Annotated in this window: 14 protein-coding genes and 1 pseudogene; 4 read left to right on the plus strand and 11 right to left on the minus strand. The window is 74.6% G+C overall.

The window, feature by feature from the left end; translation table 11 throughout:
* From EBN88_RS07560 to EBN88_RS07610, 11 genes and pseudogenes are all read right to left on the minus strand, one after another.
* A pseudogene (locus tag EBN88_RS07560) lies at nt 1-212 on the minus strand (ADP-ribosylglycohydrolase family protein); the annotation flags it as partial.
* Nucleotides 212-1,381 (minus strand): ADP-ribosylglycohydrolase family protein, encoded by a 1,170-nt coding sequence (locus EBN88_RS07565; protein ID WP_122183043.1) that lies wholly within the window; start codon nt 1,379-1,381, stop codon nt 212-214. The pseudogene EBN88_RS07560 and the gene EBN88_RS07565, both read right to left, overlap by 1 nt.
* Entirely contained in the window at nt 1,378-2,679 is a 1,302-nt protein-coding gene (locus tag EBN88_RS07570; protein ID WP_122183044.1) for an ADP-ribosylglycohydrolase family protein, read from the minus strand. The genes EBN88_RS07565 and EBN88_RS07570 overlap by 4 nt, the downstream gene beginning before the upstream one ends.
* Nucleotides 2,676-3,812, minus strand: a complete 1,137-nt coding sequence (locus EBN88_RS07575) for an ADP-ribosylglycohydrolase family protein (protein WP_122182495.1) — start codon at nt 3,810-3,812, stop codon at nt 2,676-2,678. Before EBN88_RS07575 ends, EBN88_RS07570 begins: the two co-directional genes overlap by 4 nt.
* A gap of 69 nt (nt 3,813-3,881) precedes the next feature.
* On the minus strand, nt 3,882-5,213 hold the full coding sequence (locus tag EBN88_RS07580) for an ABC transporter substrate-binding protein (RefSeq protein WP_122182496.1): 1,332 nt from the start codon (nt 5,211-5,213) through the stop codon (nt 3,882-3,884).
* Nucleotides 5,210-6,100, minus strand: a complete 891-nt coding sequence (locus EBN88_RS07585; RefSeq protein ID WP_122182497.1) for a carbohydrate ABC transporter permease — start codon at nt 6,098-6,100, stop codon at nt 5,210-5,212. The genes EBN88_RS07580 and EBN88_RS07585 overlap by 4 nt, the downstream gene beginning before the upstream one ends.
* Nucleotides 6,097-7,062 (minus strand): carbohydrate ABC transporter permease, encoded by a 966-nt coding sequence (locus EBN88_RS07590; protein ID WP_122182498.1) that lies wholly within the window; start codon nt 7,060-7,062, stop codon nt 6,097-6,099. The genes EBN88_RS07585 and EBN88_RS07590 overlap by 4 nt, the downstream gene beginning before the upstream one ends.
* Before the next feature lie 7 nt (nt 7,063-7,069).
* Nucleotides 7,070-8,248: a LacI family DNA-binding transcriptional regulator gene (locus tag EBN88_RS07595; protein WP_233580455.1), complete on the minus strand. Its 1,179-nt coding sequence runs from the start codon at nt 8,246-8,248 to the stop codon at nt 7,070-7,072.
* Between the two features lie 356 nt (nt 8,249-8,604).
* Nucleotides 8,605-9,444, minus strand: coding sequence for a maleylpyruvate isomerase family mycothiol-dependent enzyme (locus EBN88_RS07600; RefSeq protein ID WP_122182499.1), 840 nt, complete (start codon nt 9,442-9,444; stop codon nt 8,605-8,607).
* The gene (locus EBN88_RS07605; protein ID WP_122182500.1) at nt 9,441-10,310 is read right to left on the minus strand and encodes a fumarylacetoacetate hydrolase family protein; all 870 of its coding nucleotides are present in this window, start codon (nt 10,308-10,310) and stop codon (nt 9,441-9,443) included. Before EBN88_RS07605 ends, EBN88_RS07600 begins: the two co-directional genes overlap by 4 nt.
* Nucleotides 10,307-11,473 (minus strand): cupin domain-containing protein, encoded by a 1,167-nt coding sequence (locus tag EBN88_RS07610; protein ID WP_122182501.1) that lies wholly within the window; start codon nt 11,471-11,473, stop codon nt 10,307-10,309. Before EBN88_RS07610 ends, EBN88_RS07605 begins: the two co-directional genes overlap by 4 nt.
* A 382-nt stretch (nt 11,474-11,855) precedes the next feature.
* On the opposite strand from EBN88_RS07610, the gene EBN88_RS07615 reads away from it, so the two are divergent.
* The 4 genes from EBN88_RS07615 (at nt 11,856) to EBN88_RS07630 (ending at nt 15,467) form a co-directional block, all read left to right on the plus strand.
* Nucleotides 11,856-13,094, plus strand: a complete 1,239-nt coding sequence (locus EBN88_RS07615; protein WP_122182502.1) for a flavin-dependent oxidoreductase — start codon at nt 11,856-11,858, stop codon at nt 13,092-13,094.
* The gene (locus EBN88_RS07620) at nt 13,066-13,968 is read left to right on the plus strand and encodes an IclR family transcriptional regulator (RefSeq protein ID WP_122182503.1); all 903 of its coding nucleotides are present in this window, start codon (nt 13,066-13,068) and stop codon (nt 13,966-13,968) included. The genes EBN88_RS07615 and EBN88_RS07620 overlap by 29 nt, the downstream gene beginning before the upstream one ends.
* Before the next feature lie 162 nt (nt 13,969-14,130).
* The gene (locus EBN88_RS07625) at nt 14,131-14,583 is read left to right on the plus strand and encodes an SgcJ/EcaC family oxidoreductase (protein WP_122182504.1); all 453 of its coding nucleotides are present in this window, start codon (nt 14,131-14,133) and stop codon (nt 14,581-14,583) included.
* 92 nt (nt 14,584-14,675) lie between these two features.
* On the plus strand, nt 14,676-15,467 hold the full coding sequence (locus EBN88_RS07630) for a GNAT family N-acetyltransferase (protein ID WP_122182505.1): 792 nt from the start codon (nt 14,676-14,678) through the stop codon (nt 15,465-15,467).
* The last annotated feature ends 13 nt before the right edge of the window (nt 15,468-15,480 follow it).

A 15,480-nucleotide genomic window follows, 5' to 3' on the forward strand; every position in this document is an offset into this window, starting at 1 on the left:
CGCAGCGCGGGCGTCGCCGGCTCCGGCGAGGCGCCGGCCCGCTCGGGCGCCCGGTGGCCGCCGGCCGCCAGCCAGCGGCGTTCCACCGCCGCCGCGTCCCGCCCGTCGAGGGCGGCCTGCGCCAGCTCGTGCCCGACCAGGTCCTCCGGCTGCACCCAGGTCAGCCGCAGCGCCGAACGTTCAGGCGCCGTAGGGGAGTTGGGGCCCGTCATCAGGCCGCCTCGATCGCGCGGAAGTACGCCTCGTGCGCGCGGCGCCGCTCCAGGTCCCGCGCGAACACCTCGCGGGCCACCTCGGTCAGCGCCGCCGCCGGCGCGTGCAGGTCGAGCCGGCTGGCCCGCGCCACCTCCGCGCTCCACTCCTTGGGCACCGCCCGCTCGCCGCGCAGCGCGCCCACGATGGCGCCGCCCATGGTGGCGATCGAGTCGCAGTCCCGGCCGTAGTTCACCGCGCCCAGCACCGTGCGCCGGTAGTCGCCGTCGCCGATCAGCACCATGCCCAGGGCGATGGGGAGTTCCTCGATCGCGTGCAGCCGGGAGGGCCGCCGCGCGCCCAGCGACGGCTTGCGGTACTCCGGCCCCACCGTGTCGAACGGGGCGACCGCCGCGCGCAGCGGGCCCAGCGCCGCCTCCCAGTCGTCGAGCCCCGAGGCCACCTCGCAGACCGCCTCGATCGCCGAGCGGGTGCCGTCCTTGGCCAGCGCCAGGGCCGCCTCCACGACCGAGGCGGGGGTGGCGCCCGGCCGGTAGGCGGCGGCGACGGCGGCCGCGAACACCCCGGCCGCCTCCCGCCCGTAGCTCGACTGGTGGGCGCCGGCCACGTCCAGCGCCTCCGCGTAGGCGGCGGCCGGGTTGGCCGCGTTGACCACCCCGACCGGTGCCATATACATCGCGGCGCCGCAGTTGACGATGTTCCCCACGCCGGCCTCGCGCGGGTCCACATGGCCGTAGTGCAGCCGCGCCACGATCCACTTCTCGGCGAGGAAGATCCGCTGCAACGGCAGGGCCTCCGCCTCCAGTTCGGGAATCCAGCGGGGCGTGCCGATCAGGTCGGGCACCAGGTGGTCGGCGACCGCGTAGGCGTCCAGGTGGTCGCGGACCCGCTCGTAGACCCGCACCAGCGCATGGGTCATCAGGGTGTCGTCGGTGACGTGCCCGTCGCCCTTGTGGTACGGCGCGATCGGGCGGGCGGTGCGCCAGTCGTCCCGGTGGAACGGCTCGACGATGCCCCGCACCCGGCCCCCGTGCCGTTCGACGATCGCCTCCGGCGTCCAGCCCTCGACGGGCCCGCCCAGCGCGTCGCCCACGGCGGCGCCCACCAGCACCCCCGCCGTGCGCTCGGCCAGGGAGGGGAGCGGAGTGACCGGCTCGTTCTCGTTCATGCTCGGAGTCCTTCCGAAGGTGGTGCGACGTGCTCGTTCGTGACCGGATCGTGGGTGGTTGTCGCGTGGTCGGTTGCGGGTTCGGTTGCCGGGTCGGTGTCGTGGCGGGCCGTCTCGGGGGAGGCCGGCGTCGGGGGCGGCGGCAGGGCGCCGAGCGACTGGGCGTTCTCCAACTGCTCGGCCAGCTCGACCAGATCGGTGCCGGCCAGCCGGGGCAGCGCGCAGCCCGCCAGCGAACGGCAGGCGTCCCGCCAGCTGGCCGGCAGCGCCTCGGCGCCGCCCACCACCCCGGTCAGCGCGCCGGCCAGCGCGGGCGCCGAGTCCGCGACCCGGGAGAGACAGGCCGCGCTGGGCACCGCCTCGGTCACCGCCCCGGCGGCGGCCGTCGCCACCGCGAGCGCCACCGGAACGGTCTCCGCCGCCGCGATGCCATAGCTGTAGACATGGTCGACGATCTCGTGCTCCAGGACCGGGACCAGCGCGAACGCGTTCCCCGGAAGACCCGGCCGGGCGGCCGCGGCCGACTGGCCCAACTCCACGGCGCGCAGCGCGTTCCGCCGGATCTCGGTCTCCTCCGGCAGCTGGCGCAGCGCCGCCGCCACGCACGCGTCCATCGACCCGCCGCCCAGCGCGACCGCGACGGCCGCCGCCACCGCCCGCGCCCCGTGCACCCCGTCGCCGTCCTGGGTGTAACGGGCGTCGAACTCGGCGAGGTCGGCCGCAGCCTCCGGACGGCCCGGGTGGACGACGGCCAGCACGGCGGCCCGCACACAGGCCGCGTCGTCGAAGTAGTGCGGGTTGTCGTGGCCGGTGGCCGGCGGGCGCAGGCCGGCCGCGAGGTTGCCGAGCCCGGCGCGGACCGAGATCCTGGCGCGCAGCGGAATGTGCGCCGACTCGATCTCGTCCGCCTGCTCGGCGGCCGCCGCCACCTCGTCGGCCAGCGCGTTCCACGCCAACGCCAGCGCGGAGCGCACCCGTTGGTCGACCGACAGGTCGCTGCCGCCGGCCGCCGTGGCCGACAGCACCGCCCGCGCGGTGAACGCCGCCCACTCCGCGTCGTCCGAGGGGCCCAGCCGCAGTGGGTCGGGCGGCTGGTTGAGCGCGATCGGCACCGGCAGCGTCGTCGTCGCGTTCTGCTCCGCGAAGGTGTCCAACTCCCTGGTCAGCCTGCGGGTCCAGTCCGGCAGCCGGGTCGCCCGGTGCCGGCCCGACGGCCAGCCGGCGGCGTCGCCCGCCGCGATGCCCAGCAGCAGGCCCTCGATCCGGCGCGGCCCGCCCGCCGGGGTGCGCGCGGTCATGCGACCGCCCCCGCCCTGCCGCCGGGCGGTGGGGTCAACCGCTCGGCCACGTCCAGCACATGGCGCCCCGCCATCGACGGCAGGCAGCTGCCGCGCGCCGGGCCGATCGCGCCGGCCCACTCGGCGGGGATCGCGGACTCGCCGCCCAGCGCCCCGGCCAGCGCGCCGGCCACGGCCGCCGTGGTGTCCGCGTCCCGGCCCATGTTGACGGCCGTGATCACCGCGTCCCGGAAGTCGCCCCTGGCCGCCGCGAACGCGCCGAACGCCAGCCCGACCGCCTCCGGCGCCAGATCCGTCCACGGATAGCCGCCGATCACGGTCGCCGAACGGACCGCGCGTTCCACCGACAGCTGGGTGGCCAACGGGTCGCGCCGGGCGCGCAGCGCCGCCGCCACCGCCCGGTGCAGCGAACGCGCCGTCCACGAGTCCTCCGGCACCACCGACAGCGCGGCCTGCACCACCACCTCGGGGCGGTGCCCGACCATCGCCGCCGCCACGCCGGCCGCGACCGCGCGCCCGCCGTAGATGCCCTCGCCGTCGTGCGAGACGGTGCCGTCGATGGCGACCAGCCGGGCCGCCTCCGCCGGCCGCCCTGCCGCGAACACCCCGAACGGAGCCGCCCGCATCGCCAGCCCGTCGCTCCAGGCGTGCCGGTGCTGCGCCGAGATCGGCGCGGCCAGGCCGCGCCGCAGGTTCTCCAGGGTGCCGCGCTCGCTGAACCCGGCGCCCCGGAACGGGCCCTCGTCCCGGTCCGCGATCCACTCGTGCCAGGCCGACTCGACCTGGGCCACGGTCAGCCCCGAGCCGTGCTCGGCGAGCAACAGCCCGGAGAAGATGGCGTACTCGGTGTCGTCGGTGCCGGCCGGCTCGTCGCGGACGAAGCCGTCGATGCGGCCCCACCGCTCCCTGATCTGGGACGGGGTCAGGTTCTCGGCCGGCGCGCCCAGCGCGTCGCCGACGGCCAGGCCAAGCATCGCGCCCCTGGCCCGGTCCCTGGGCACGACGGGGGCGGGCGGCTGGCGTCGGGGAACGGTCCTGAGCCTGCGCGGCCCGTCCTGGTCCCCGGCGGCCTGCGCCGCCGGGGTCGGCTCGGGAACGGGGTCGAGGCTGACGCTCATGTGTGTCGTGCTCATTTCTTCGGTCGTGCGGGTGCCGCCGGACGAGGGGCCTGCCGGCCCGACGCGTCCGTGGCGGCGCGTGGGTCAGCGCTGGTAGCGGTCGAGAATTCGCTGGCCGTCGTCGGTGAGCTTCTCGCGTAGCGTGTCCAGATCGATGCCGCCGCTGTAGTACTCCTGGAGGGCGGGGGTGGCGATCTTGTCCTTCCACTCGGGGTAGCCGCGCACCCCGAGCACCGGGGAGGGGCGCAGCTCGTCGGCTATTCGGGCCCCGGTGCGCCAGCCGTACTCCTCGGTGTCCAACGCCGGCTCGGCCAGCGCCCGCTGGCTGGTCGGCAGCATCCAGTCGCCCAGCGCCAGGTCCACCTGGTGCTCGGGCTGGGTGAGGAAGGCGATGAAGTCGGCGGCGGCCTGCTGGTGGTCGCTGTCCTCGGCGACCGACAGCGTCTGCGGCACCACGCCCTGGGCCAGCCCGTGCTCGGGCCCGCCGCTCGGCATCGGCAGCACCGTCCAGTCGAAGCCGTCGGGCGCCTGCTGGGCGACCTGCTGCCGGAACGAGAAGTTCAGCGGCAGCATCGCGTACCGGCCGTCGTAGAAGCCGGGCAGGGTGTCCGAGCCCGACATGCCCAGGCTGCTGGCGGCGGCCGTGCCGTCCTCGTGGACCTGGCGGTTGATCAGCTCGGCGACGGAGGAGTCGGCCGCGTCGTAGCGGATCACGTTCTTGCCGTCCTCGCGGGTGAAGACCTCGCCGCCCGTGGAGAGCGCCAGGTTCACCGTCTGGGTGACCGGCTCCTTCAGCGACCAGGCCACGCCGTAGGTGTCGGTGTCCCCGTCGCCGTCGGTGTCCTCGGTCATCGCGGCGCTGGCCGCCTCGAACTCCGCCCAGCTCCACGGCTCGTCGGGCGTCGGCACCCGGGCCCCCGACCGTTCCAGCAGCTCCGCGTTGACCACCAGGACCCGGGGCTCCTGGAGGAACGGCACCCCGTAGATCCCGGGGCCGTCCCCTCCGTCGTACTCGGTCGTCGACCAGGCCGCCTCGGGGATGTCGTCGCGTAGCTCCCGCGGGAGCAGCCCGGTCAGGTCGGCGAGATAGCCGCCGTTGGCGAAGTCGGTCAGGTCGGAGGCGTCGTTGTGGATGATGTCGGGGGCCTCGCCGCCCTCGAACGAGGTCAGCAGGTGGTCGTGGATGTTGTCCCAGGAGCCCTGGACATAGCGGACCCGCACGTCGGGGTTGGCCGCGTTCCACTCCTCGACCAGCGCCTTGTTGGCCTCAACCGACTCGGCCTGCCAGGCCAGGCTCAGGAACTCCAGGGTGACCTTGCCGTCCCCTTCGTCCGACCCGCCGCCGCAGCCGGCGACCGCCAGCAGGGTCAACGCGAGCGCCGCGCCCGTCGCGCGGACGCGTCCGGCGGCCCTCACGCCTTCACCGCCCCGGCGAGCATCCCGCTGACCAGGCGCCGCTGGAGCAGCGCGAAGAACAGCAGGCTGGGCAGCGTCGCCACCAGCGCGGCGGCGGCCAGCGGGCCCAGGTCGGCGACGCCCTCGGCGCCGATGAAGTGGGTCAGGATCACGGACATCGTCTGCTTCTCCGGAGACTTGAGCAGGACCAGGGCGAAGAAGAACTCGTTCCACGCGGTGACGAAGGAGAACATCAAGGTCGCTACCAGACCGGGCGTCAGCAGCGGCAGCACCACGCTGGTCAGGGTCCGCAACCGGCTCGCGCCGTCCATCGCCGCCGCCTCCTCCAGGGAGATCGGCACCGCCTGCACATAGCCGCGCAGCATCCACAGCGAGAACGGCAGGTTCCACACCACATAGACGACGACCAGGCCAGGCAGCGCGTTGATCAGGTGCAGGTTCCGCAGCACCAGGAAGAGCGGGATGATCACCAGGACGAACGGGAACATCTGGCTGACCAGCACCCACACCGTGCCGGCCTGGCCGATCCGGGAGCGGTAGCGCACCATCACATAGGCGGCCGGCACCGCGATGGCGACGGCGATCACCGCCGAACTGGTCGCCACCAGCGCGCTGTTGAGCGCGGAGCGGAGCAGCGGCTGGGTGTCGAAGGCGGCCCGGAAGTTCTCCAGGGTCGGGTGCTCGGGTATCCAGGTCGGGTTGATGGAGCCCAGCTCCTGCGGGGACTTCAGCGCCGTGGACAGCAGCCACACCAGCGGGAAGCCGAGGAAGACCAGATAGCAGGCCAGCGCCAGGTACTGCCCGGCGCGGCCGGCGCCGCGCGTCAGCCGACGGCGGGTCGGCGGCCGGGAGACGGCGGGGGGCGTGGGGGTGCGGGTCGTGCTCATTGGGCGTCCTCCTTGAGCCTGCGGCGCAGGAACAGCACCAGCAGCACCGCGATCAGGGCGACCATCGCCAGCCCCATCGCCGCCGCGTAGCCGTACTGCCCGTACTTGAACGCCTCCTCGTAGGCGAAGAGCATCGGCAACCTGGTCCTGCCGCCCGGCCCGCCCTGGGTCAGCACGTAGACCAGGCCGAACGAGTTGAAGTTCCAGATGAAGTTGAGCGCGGTGATGGCCAGCACCACCGGACGGATCGCCGGCCAGGTCACCGTGGCGAACCGCCGCCACGCGCCGGCCCCGTCCAGCGCGGCCGCCTCCCGCAGCTCGACGGGCACGTTCTGGAGGCCGGCCAGCAGCACCACCGTGGTCTGCGGCATCCCGGCCCACACGCCCACCGCGATCACCGAGGGCAGCGCCAGCGAGAGGCTGGTCAGCCAGTCCACGTTGGAGTCGATGATCCCCAACTGGCCCAGGGTCTGGTTCAGGATGCCGGCGTCCTGGTGGTAGACCAGCCGCCACATGACGCCGACGACCACCTCGGGCATCGCCCAGGGCACCAGCGCCAGCGTCCTCGCCAGCCAGCGCAGCCGCAGGTTCTGGTTGAGCAGCAGCGCCAGGCCCAGGGCCAGCAGGAACTGGAGCGTGGTCACGCACAGCGCCCACACCATGCCGATCCGGAAGGAGTCCCAGAAGAGGGTGTCGTGGCGCAGGTCGGTGAAGTTGAGCAGGCCGACGAACTGGGTCGGCTCGGTGCGCCCCGCCTGGGCGTCGGTGAACGCCAGCGAGACCGCGTAGAGCAGCGGCCCCACGCTCAGCACCAGGATGGGTATCAGGGCGGGCAGCAGCAGGAACCAGGCGCCCCGGTCCAGGCCCAGGGCGCGTCTGCGCTGCGCCGGGGTCCTGGGGGGCGGGGTGCCCCGGTTTCCCTGTCCCGGGACGGCCTTGGCCCGGGAGGGCAACAGAGTCATGCGAACCTCATCGCGTCGGGGTGTCGGTCGCCGGCGCGGTGGAGGCGCGCACGACGAGGCGGGGGTGGGCGGTGCTGGTGCGGGGCGGAGCGGGGGCGGGGGAGCGGGAGCCGGCGTGGGCCGCCTCGCCGCCCGTCCGGTCGGCGGGTGCGGCGACCGAGGAACGGGGCTCGCCGACCGGGGAGCCTCCCGGCCCGGCGCCAGGGCCGGCGGCGCCCCACGCACCCGGCCCGGCGGCCGGGCCCGAGCCCGGGCCTTCGAGCCGGTCGAGAAGCAACTCGGCGGCGCGCCGGCCGCGTTCGGACGAGCCCAGGTCGACGCTGGTCAACGGCGGCCAGCCGACCTGGGCCAACTCGCTGTCGTCCATGCCGGCGACCGCGAGGTCATCCGGAATCCGCAGGCCACGGGCGAGCAGCGCGTGCGAGGCGCCCAGCGCCAACTGGTCGTTGGCGCAGAACACCGCGTCCGGGCGGGCCGGCAGCAGCCGTTCGACGGCACGCGCGCCCGCGTCCACGCCGAACTCGGTGTGGGCCACCAGCTCCGGGTCGTAGGGCAGCCCGCACTCGGCGAGCGCCCTGCGGTATCCCAGCTCGCGGTTGCGCCCGGGGACGGTGTCCGAGGGGCCGTTGACGAACGCGATCCTGCGTCGCCCGATGGCGTGCAGATGGCGCACCGCCAGGGCGGCGCCGGCCACCGAGTCGGCCCGCACGCTGTCCACCGGCACGCCGTCGGGCAGCGAGCCGATGACCACCACGGGCCCGGCGGCCTCGCCGAGCGCCGCGATATGGGCCTCGGTGATCCGGATCGGGACCAGGATCAGCCCGTCGCTGGTGCGGTCCTGAAGGCTGCGCAGCACGGCCAGTTCGTCCTCGGCCACCGCGTCCGTCGAGTGCAGCAGGAGTCGGTAGCCGGCGGCCTTGGTCACCTCCTGGATGGCCCGGACCATCGCCACATAGACCGGGTTGCCGATGTCGGGTATCGCGAAGGTGAGTTGACGCGTGCGTCCGCCCTTCAGGGAACGCGCCACCGCGTTGGGAACGTAGCCCAGCTCGGCCGCCGCCCGGCGCACGCGCTCGGTGGTGTCCCGGCGCGCGCCCTGTCCGTTGAGGACGCGGGAGACGGAGGCTATGGACACGCCGGCGCGTTCGGCTATGGACACGATGGTCGGCTGGCCGCCGTTGGGCATGTCCCGTCCCCTTGTGGTGTGTTCATCCGTGTTCGGTGTCGCTCCTGCCCGCTGTCTCCCGTCTGCCGGCTTTCTGGTGTTCTCCCACCTCTTGTGGCGTCTCGCGCCGCTATCGGTGGGCTCCGGTAAACGTTTCCAGGCGCTGGAATCGTTTACAGATGCTCGTGGTGGGGCCGCATCCCGTCAAGGGGGTGTCGACTGTGATCCATTTCTCAGGGGGTGCCGCCCTCGATTATGGCGGTTCTGTGGGTGAGTTGTCGCCCTTCTGTGGAGGCGCTCATGAGTGAGCGCCGGCGCGCGTCGTCCACGAGTGCGGACGGCGCGCGCCGGCGCGAGAAGGTCGCGAGATGGTGGTGTTACAGCCAGCGCGGAAGCGCCGGTGGTGCGTCGCCCGGGTGCGTCAGGCGCCGTGCGCCCCGGCCGGTGAGCCAGCGCACCAGATCCGCCTGGGCGCCCACGACCTCGGGGCCCGAGCCGTCGCCCACCACCAGCGGCTCGTTCCGGTCGGTCGGTACCAGGGTCAACGCGACCCGTTCGCCCCGCCGTCGCCAGCCGGCGAGCACATCGGCGGCCAGCCGGTCCAGCAGCTCCGGCGGCAGCTCGCCGAAGCCCACGCCGTTCGCCAGGTCCACGGCGTGCACCCAGACCTCCCTGGCCCGCATCCAGGCCGTCTCGCTGACCGGCACGGTGCGGCCCTGCGCGGTGACCACCTCGGCGCTCCAGGCGGCCGACGGCAGATCGCGCCAGGCCACGTTGAGATGGACCTCGCTGTGCGCGAAGAGCGCGCGCAGCGCCCTCGGCGGCAGGCTCGCCCCGCGTTCGATCTCCCGCGCCCGCTGCTCGGGCGAGGCGTACATCGGGGTCTCGACGCCGGTCTCGGCCCAGGCGACCAGCCGGGTCAACGCCCGTGCGTTGTACCCGACATGGGCCACCAGCGCCGCCCGGCTCCAGCCGGGCAGCAAGCTCGGGCCGGCCAGCTCGGCGTCCTCCAGCCGCGTCAGCCGCCGGGCGAAGAACGCGGTGCCCAGCCGGGCCAGCGCCAGCTCCGCGTGCGGCGCCGCCGCCGCGTCCTCGCGCAGCCCGGCGCCCTGCCGGAGCCGCAACGCGGCCCTGGCCTCGGCGAGTTCACCGCCGGCACCGGTGCCAGCACCGCCGGCGGCGCCGTCGAGACGGGCCGCCGCCGTGTCGCCGCTCATGCCGTCGCGGCGCCGGCCGGCGCCGCGTCCCCGGCCCCGGCGGCCCCCGGGTCGGCCACCGTCACGTTGCGCAGCGTGCCCAGGCCCTCGACCGTGGTGGTCAACGTCTGACCCGGCGTCAGATAGCGCGCCGGCCTCCTCGCGTGCCCGACCCCGCCCGGGGTGCCGGTGGCGATCACGTCGCCCGGCCGCAGCGTCAACACGGTGGACAGATAGGCGATCAACTCGGCCGGCCCGAAGACCAGATCGTCCGTCGCCGCCCGCTGCACCTCCTCGCCGTCCACCGACGTCACCAGCGCGGCGCCCGGGCTGAACTCGTCGGGGGTGACCAGCTCGGGCCCGAACGGCGTGGTCGCCTCGAAGGACTTGCCCGGCAGCCACTGGAGCGTGCGGTACTGCCAGTCCCGCATGGTCACGTCGTTGAGCACCGCGTAGCCGGCGATCGCCGCCTCGGCCGTCGCCCAGTCGGCGCGCCGCACCGTCGCCCCGACGATCACGGCCAACTCGCCCTCCCAGTCCGCCTGTTCGGACTCGGGCGGCAGCAACACCGGGTCGTTCGGGCCCACCAGGGCCTCCGGGTACTTGGTGAACACCGTGGGCGCGGTCGGCAGTTCGCGGCCCATCTCCAGGATGTGGCTGCGGTAGTTCAGCCCCACGCACAGGATCTTCCCGGGTCGGGGTATCACCGGCGCCAACTCCACCTCGGCGAGCGGCCGTCGCGGTCCCTCCGCAGTCCGCGCCCGCTCCAGGGCGCCGGCCGCCAGCAGCGCGCCCACGTCCTCGAAGTCCAGCTCCGTGACGGTCTCGCCCGTCACCCGCGCCGCCGAGGTGCCGCCCTCGGGCAGCCGGATCGTCGCCAGCCTCATCGTTCGTCTCCCTCGTTCCCCTGCGGGCCGCCAGGGCCCTCCGGGCCCTCGAGACCCTCAACATGCGTGCGCGCGAAGCCGAGTCGTTCCATCACCGGCGCGTCGGAGAAGCGGAACAGGTCCAGGGGCGTGCCGCCCTCGGCGCCCACCCACCACGGCACCCAGGAGGGCACCACGAACAGGTCGCCCTTCTCGACGGTGTGTTCGACGCCGTCCAGCACGACCAGGCCGCGTCCATCGAAGACCTGGAAGACGCTGGAGCCCACCTCCCTGCGGGTGGCGGTCCGCGCGCCGGGGCGCAGCCGGTGGAACTCGGCCCTGATGGTGGGCATCACGTCGCCGCCCGTGGTCGGGTTGACGTAGCGGACCGCCGCGTGCCCCTGTTCGACGGTCGCCGGCTGCCCCTCCTCCTCCAACAGCAGCTGCTCGGTCAGCGCCCGGTCGGTGTGCTCCCAGCGGTAGGCCGCGATGGGGGAGGAGACGGTGTCGGCGAGCCCGGTCAGCGGGCGCAGCCCCGGGTGGCACCAGAGGCGTTCGCCGCGCGAGTAGTTGGGCGTGGCGTAGTCGGTGACCCGGTCGGAGCCGAACTCGAAGAAGCCGACGTCGGTGTGGTGCGAGAACGGGATGTCCAACCCGTCGAGCCAGGCCATCGGCCGGTCGGTCTCGTTGTGGTGGCCGTGGAAGTGCCAGCCGGGGGTGAGCAGGAAGTCGCCCCGGCTCATCCGCACCGGGTCGCCGTTGACCACCGTCCACACGCCCTCGCCCTCCACCACGAAGCGGAAGGCGTTCTGCGAATGCCGGTGCTCGGGGGCGGTCTCCCTCGGGCCCAGGTACTGGATCGCCGCCCAGAGCGTCGGGGTGGCGTAGGCGTGCCCGGCCAGCCCGGGGTTGGCCAGCGCGATGGCCCGCCGCTCCCCGCCCCGGCCCACCGGGACCAGCTCGCCGGCCCGGGCGGCCAGCGGGTGGAGCGTGGACCAGCGCCACACGTGGGGCCTGGCCCGGGGCGCCGGGCTCATCGGCATCAGGTCGCCGAGCTGGGTCCACAGCGGGATCAGGTGCTCGGCCTCGAAGTCCTCGTGGAGTCGCCGCAGTTCGGGCGAGTCCTCGCCGGTCATGGTGTTGGCGACCGAAGCGTGGTCGGTGGGTCGCTCCTCCACGGTCATGAGCCGCTCCTTGTCTGCGCGCGCGTCTCGCGTCTCGCGCCTTCGGCGTCGCGACGCCGCCGCCCCGTGGCGTCGGCGCCCTGCGGGCCGCCCGCCGGTCGGCCCGTTCCGCCCGCCACGCTAGGAGCGGCACCGGCGCGGCCGAGGCGGAGCCGTCCCGGATTCTGTTATGGCGAACCGTGGAGGGCCACGGGCGCGCAGGGAGGGTTCAACGAGGTCGTGATCAGGTCGTCTCTTGTCGGGACGCGTCCCGTATAGCAGAATCGCCGAACGGAAGCCGCCCACCCCGCCGGGCGGAGTTCCTAGGGTGCGAGGCCGTAGGCAGGCCCGTCAGCGGCCGAGGAGACGGCCGTCGGGGCGGCCGGAAGGAAGGGCACGGCACATGAACGTTCTCGTCGTCGGCGCGGGGATCGGCGGGCTCACCCTCGCCCTGGAGCTGCACCAGGCCGGAATCCCCTGCCGGGTGCTGGAGGCCGTGCCCCGGCTCGCGCCCATCGGCGCCGGGGTGAACCTGCTGCCGCACGCCGTCCGGGTGCTGGACCGCCTCGGGGTGGCCGACCGGCTCGCCGCCGTCGGCGTGGAGACCGCCGAGTCCGTGTTCTTCAACCGCTTCGGCCAGCTCTGCTACCGCGAGCCGCTGGGCCGCCGCGCCGGCTACGACCACCCGCAGCTGTCCCTGCACCGGGGCGACGTCCAACGCGGCCTGCTCGCCGCCGTCCAGGAGCGGCTCGGCCCCGACGCGGTCCAACTCGGCCGCCGCGTCGTCTCGTTCGCCGACGACGGCGAACGGGTCACCGTCACCGTCGAGGACGCCGCGACGGGCGCGCGCGGCACCGATTCCGCCACCGTGGTCATCGCCTGCGACGGCATCCACTCAGCCGTCCGCGCCCAGCTCTACCCCGAGGAGGGCGAGCCCAGGTACTCCGGGGTCACCATGTGGCGCGGCGTGACGCCCTGGCGCCCGTTCCTCAGCGGCGCCAGCATGGTCCGCGCCGGCTGGCTCGCCTCCGGGAAGATGGTGATCTACCCGGTGCGCAACGACGTCAACGAGGCCGGCGAGCAGCTCGTCAACTGGGTCGCCGAGGTGGAACGTCCCCGCGACACCACCCGGGACTGGACCCGCGCCGGCCGGTTGGACGACTTTCTGGACGTCTTCGCCGACTGGCACTTCGACTGGCTGGACGTTCCGGCGCTGATCCGGGGCGCCGAGTCCGTGCTGGAGTACCCCATGGTCGACCAGGACCCGCTGCCCCGCTGGACCTTCGGCGGGGTCACCCTGCTCGGCGACGCCGCGCACCCCATGGTGCCGCGCGGCTCCAACGGCGCCGGGCAGGCCATCCTCGACGCCCACGCGCTGCGCGCCGCCCTGGCCGGAACGCCGGGCGACCCGCGCCGGGCGCTGCTCGCCTACGAGGCCGAACGCCTCCCGGCCACCACCCGGGTCGTGATGACCAACCGCGTCCAACCGCCGGACACCATCCTCAAGGAGGTCCACGACCGCACCGGGGACCGCCCCTTCGAGCGGATCGAGGACGTCATCAGCCGGGAGGAGATGGCCGCGATCTCCGACCACTACAAGAGAGTCGCCGCATATGACAAGGATCTCGTCAACCGCCAGTGACGCCGCCCCCGCCGCCCCCGCCGGCTCCGTCACGTCCGCGGGCCGCCCGTCCGTCAGGGAGCGGGAGACCGCGACCCGGGGCGCGGCGGCCGGCTGGTCCGCCACGCCCCCGCCCTACAGCCTCGCCTCGGTTGACAACGCGCTGCGGCTGATCCACGCGCTGGACGAGCGCGGCGAGCTACGGGTCTGTGAGGCGGCCGAACTACTCGGCGTGGCCCGTTCCACCGCGCACCGCCTGCTGTCGACGCTCTGCTTCCGGGGCTTCGCGACCCAGCGCGGCGACAGCCCCGTCTACCGTCCGGGCCCCGCCCTGGTGGACGCCGGGCTGCGCGCCCTGTCCCGCCTCGACCTGCGGCAGATCGCGCGGCCCCAACTCCGCGCGCTGGCCGACGAGACCGGGGAGACCGTGCACCTGGTGGTGCTGGAGGGCAACGGCGCGCGCTTCGTGGACGGCGTCGAGTCCACCCAGCCGCTGCGCGTCGGGCTGCGGGTCGGCATGGTGCTGCCGGCGCACGCCACCGCCGCCGGCAAGGCGATCCTCGCGGCGCTGCCGCCGGAGCGGGTCACCGACCTCTACCCGCGCGGCGTGCAGACCCTCACCGACCGCACCCTGGCCAGCCTCGCGGAGATCCAACGCCACCTGGCGACCGTGGCCCAGGCCGGGCACGCCACCAACCACGGCGAGAGCGCCGACGACGTGGCGGCCGTGGGCGTGGTCATCCGCGACCAGGCGCGCCACCCGGTGGGCGCTGTCGCGCTGGCGGCGCCGGCGGAACGGCTGCTGCCGCCCCGGATTCCGCTGATCGCGCAGCGGATGCACCGCGCGGCCGGCATCATCAGCGGGCACCTCCTGCCGGGGGCCACGGCCGGCTGAGCGCGGGCGGCCGAGCCTGGCCGGCCGAGCGTGGGCCCGCGCGGGCGCCCGCGCTCCGCGTTCCGCACGCCCCGGGCTCGGCTTGACCTGAAGCGGACTTGAGGTTGTCTGCTGGGGCGCGACGGGAACGACCCGCCACCGCCACGCCCGAGGAGCACCGCCATGAACGCCACGCCCGCCGCCGTCCCCACGCCCGAGGACGAGGCCGCCATCCGGCAGCTGGTCGCCGACGCCTCCGCCCACCAGAGCGATGTCGAGCGCTTCCTCGCGCTGCACACGGCCGACGCGACCGTGGTCAACTTCGGCGGCCGCCGGGTCGCCGGCCGGGACGCGCTGGAGGCGGCGATGCGCGCGGCGTTGGCCTCGCCGCTCGCCGACGTGACCACCACGGTGGAGATCGAGGCGGTCCGGCTGATCCGGCCCGATGTGGCGATCGTCGCCTCGATCAAGAACGTCTACGACGGGCGCGGCCCCGGCGCGGAGGGCGAGGAGGCCGCCCCCCTGCCGGCCAGCTCAGGCCGGCTGACCTATGTGCTGGTCAGGGAGGACAACGGGGGCCGGGCCGGCGGCGGTTGGCGGATCACCTCGGCCCAGACCACGCCCATCCCGAGCTGACCCCGGCGCCCCCCGACGGGAGCCCGAAGCCTGGTCCCGCCCGCCGAAAACCGTTGGGCGGCGCGGGGCCCGGCGCCGTATCGTTCCCGCCCATGATCTCGACCGCCGACCCCGCCGCCCAACTCCCCGCGCTGCGCGCCTTCCTGGCCGCCTTCGCCCGCCGCCAGGCGCCCCGCGTGGACGAACTGCCCTGCGGCTTCGCGGTGGTGAACGAGGAGCTGCCGCACTCCCGCGCCGACAACCAGCTCTTCGTGGACCGCGCGGTCGTCGACCCCACGGCCCTGCCCGCGCTCGTCGACCGGGCCCTGGCCGGTCTCGCGCACCGGCTGGTCACCGTGCTGGACGACGAGACCGGCCAGGCCCTGGCCGCGCCCCTGACCGAGGCCGGCTACGACCACACCGTCCAACTGCTGATGGTCCATCAGGGACCGGTTCCGCAGGCCGAGTCGGGGCGGCCGCGCGCCGAGGTGGTCGATCTGGACGCGCTGCGCGCGCCCCTGACCCGCCGCTGGCGCGGCTTCCTGCCGGGCGCGGACGAGGAGACGCTCCGGCAGCTGGTCGAACGCCGCGCGGTCCGCCATCGGGGCGCCCCCGTCGTGCGGTTCGTCGGCTCCCGCGCCTCCGGCGGCGAGGTCGCCTCGTGGGCCGACCTCTATCTCGACCCGGCCGCCGGGCTCGCCCAGATCGAGGACGTGCTCACCGCCGAGGAACACCTGCGCGGGGGCCACGGCAACGCCGTGCTGGGCGAGGCGCTGCGCCTGGCCGACGCCGAAGGCTGCGCCACCCGGTTCCTGATCGCGGAGGCCGACGACTGGCCGCGCCACTGGTACCGCAGGCTGGGCTTCGTCCCCGTCGGCCGCGTCCACTGCTTCGAACGCGGCTGACGGGGACCCGCTG

The sequence above is a fragment of the Streptomyces triticirhizae genome (genome assembly GCF_003696235.1).
GTDB classification, from domain to species: Bacteria; Actinomycetota; Actinomycetes; order Streptomycetales; family Streptomycetaceae; genus Streptomyces; species Streptomyces triticirhizae.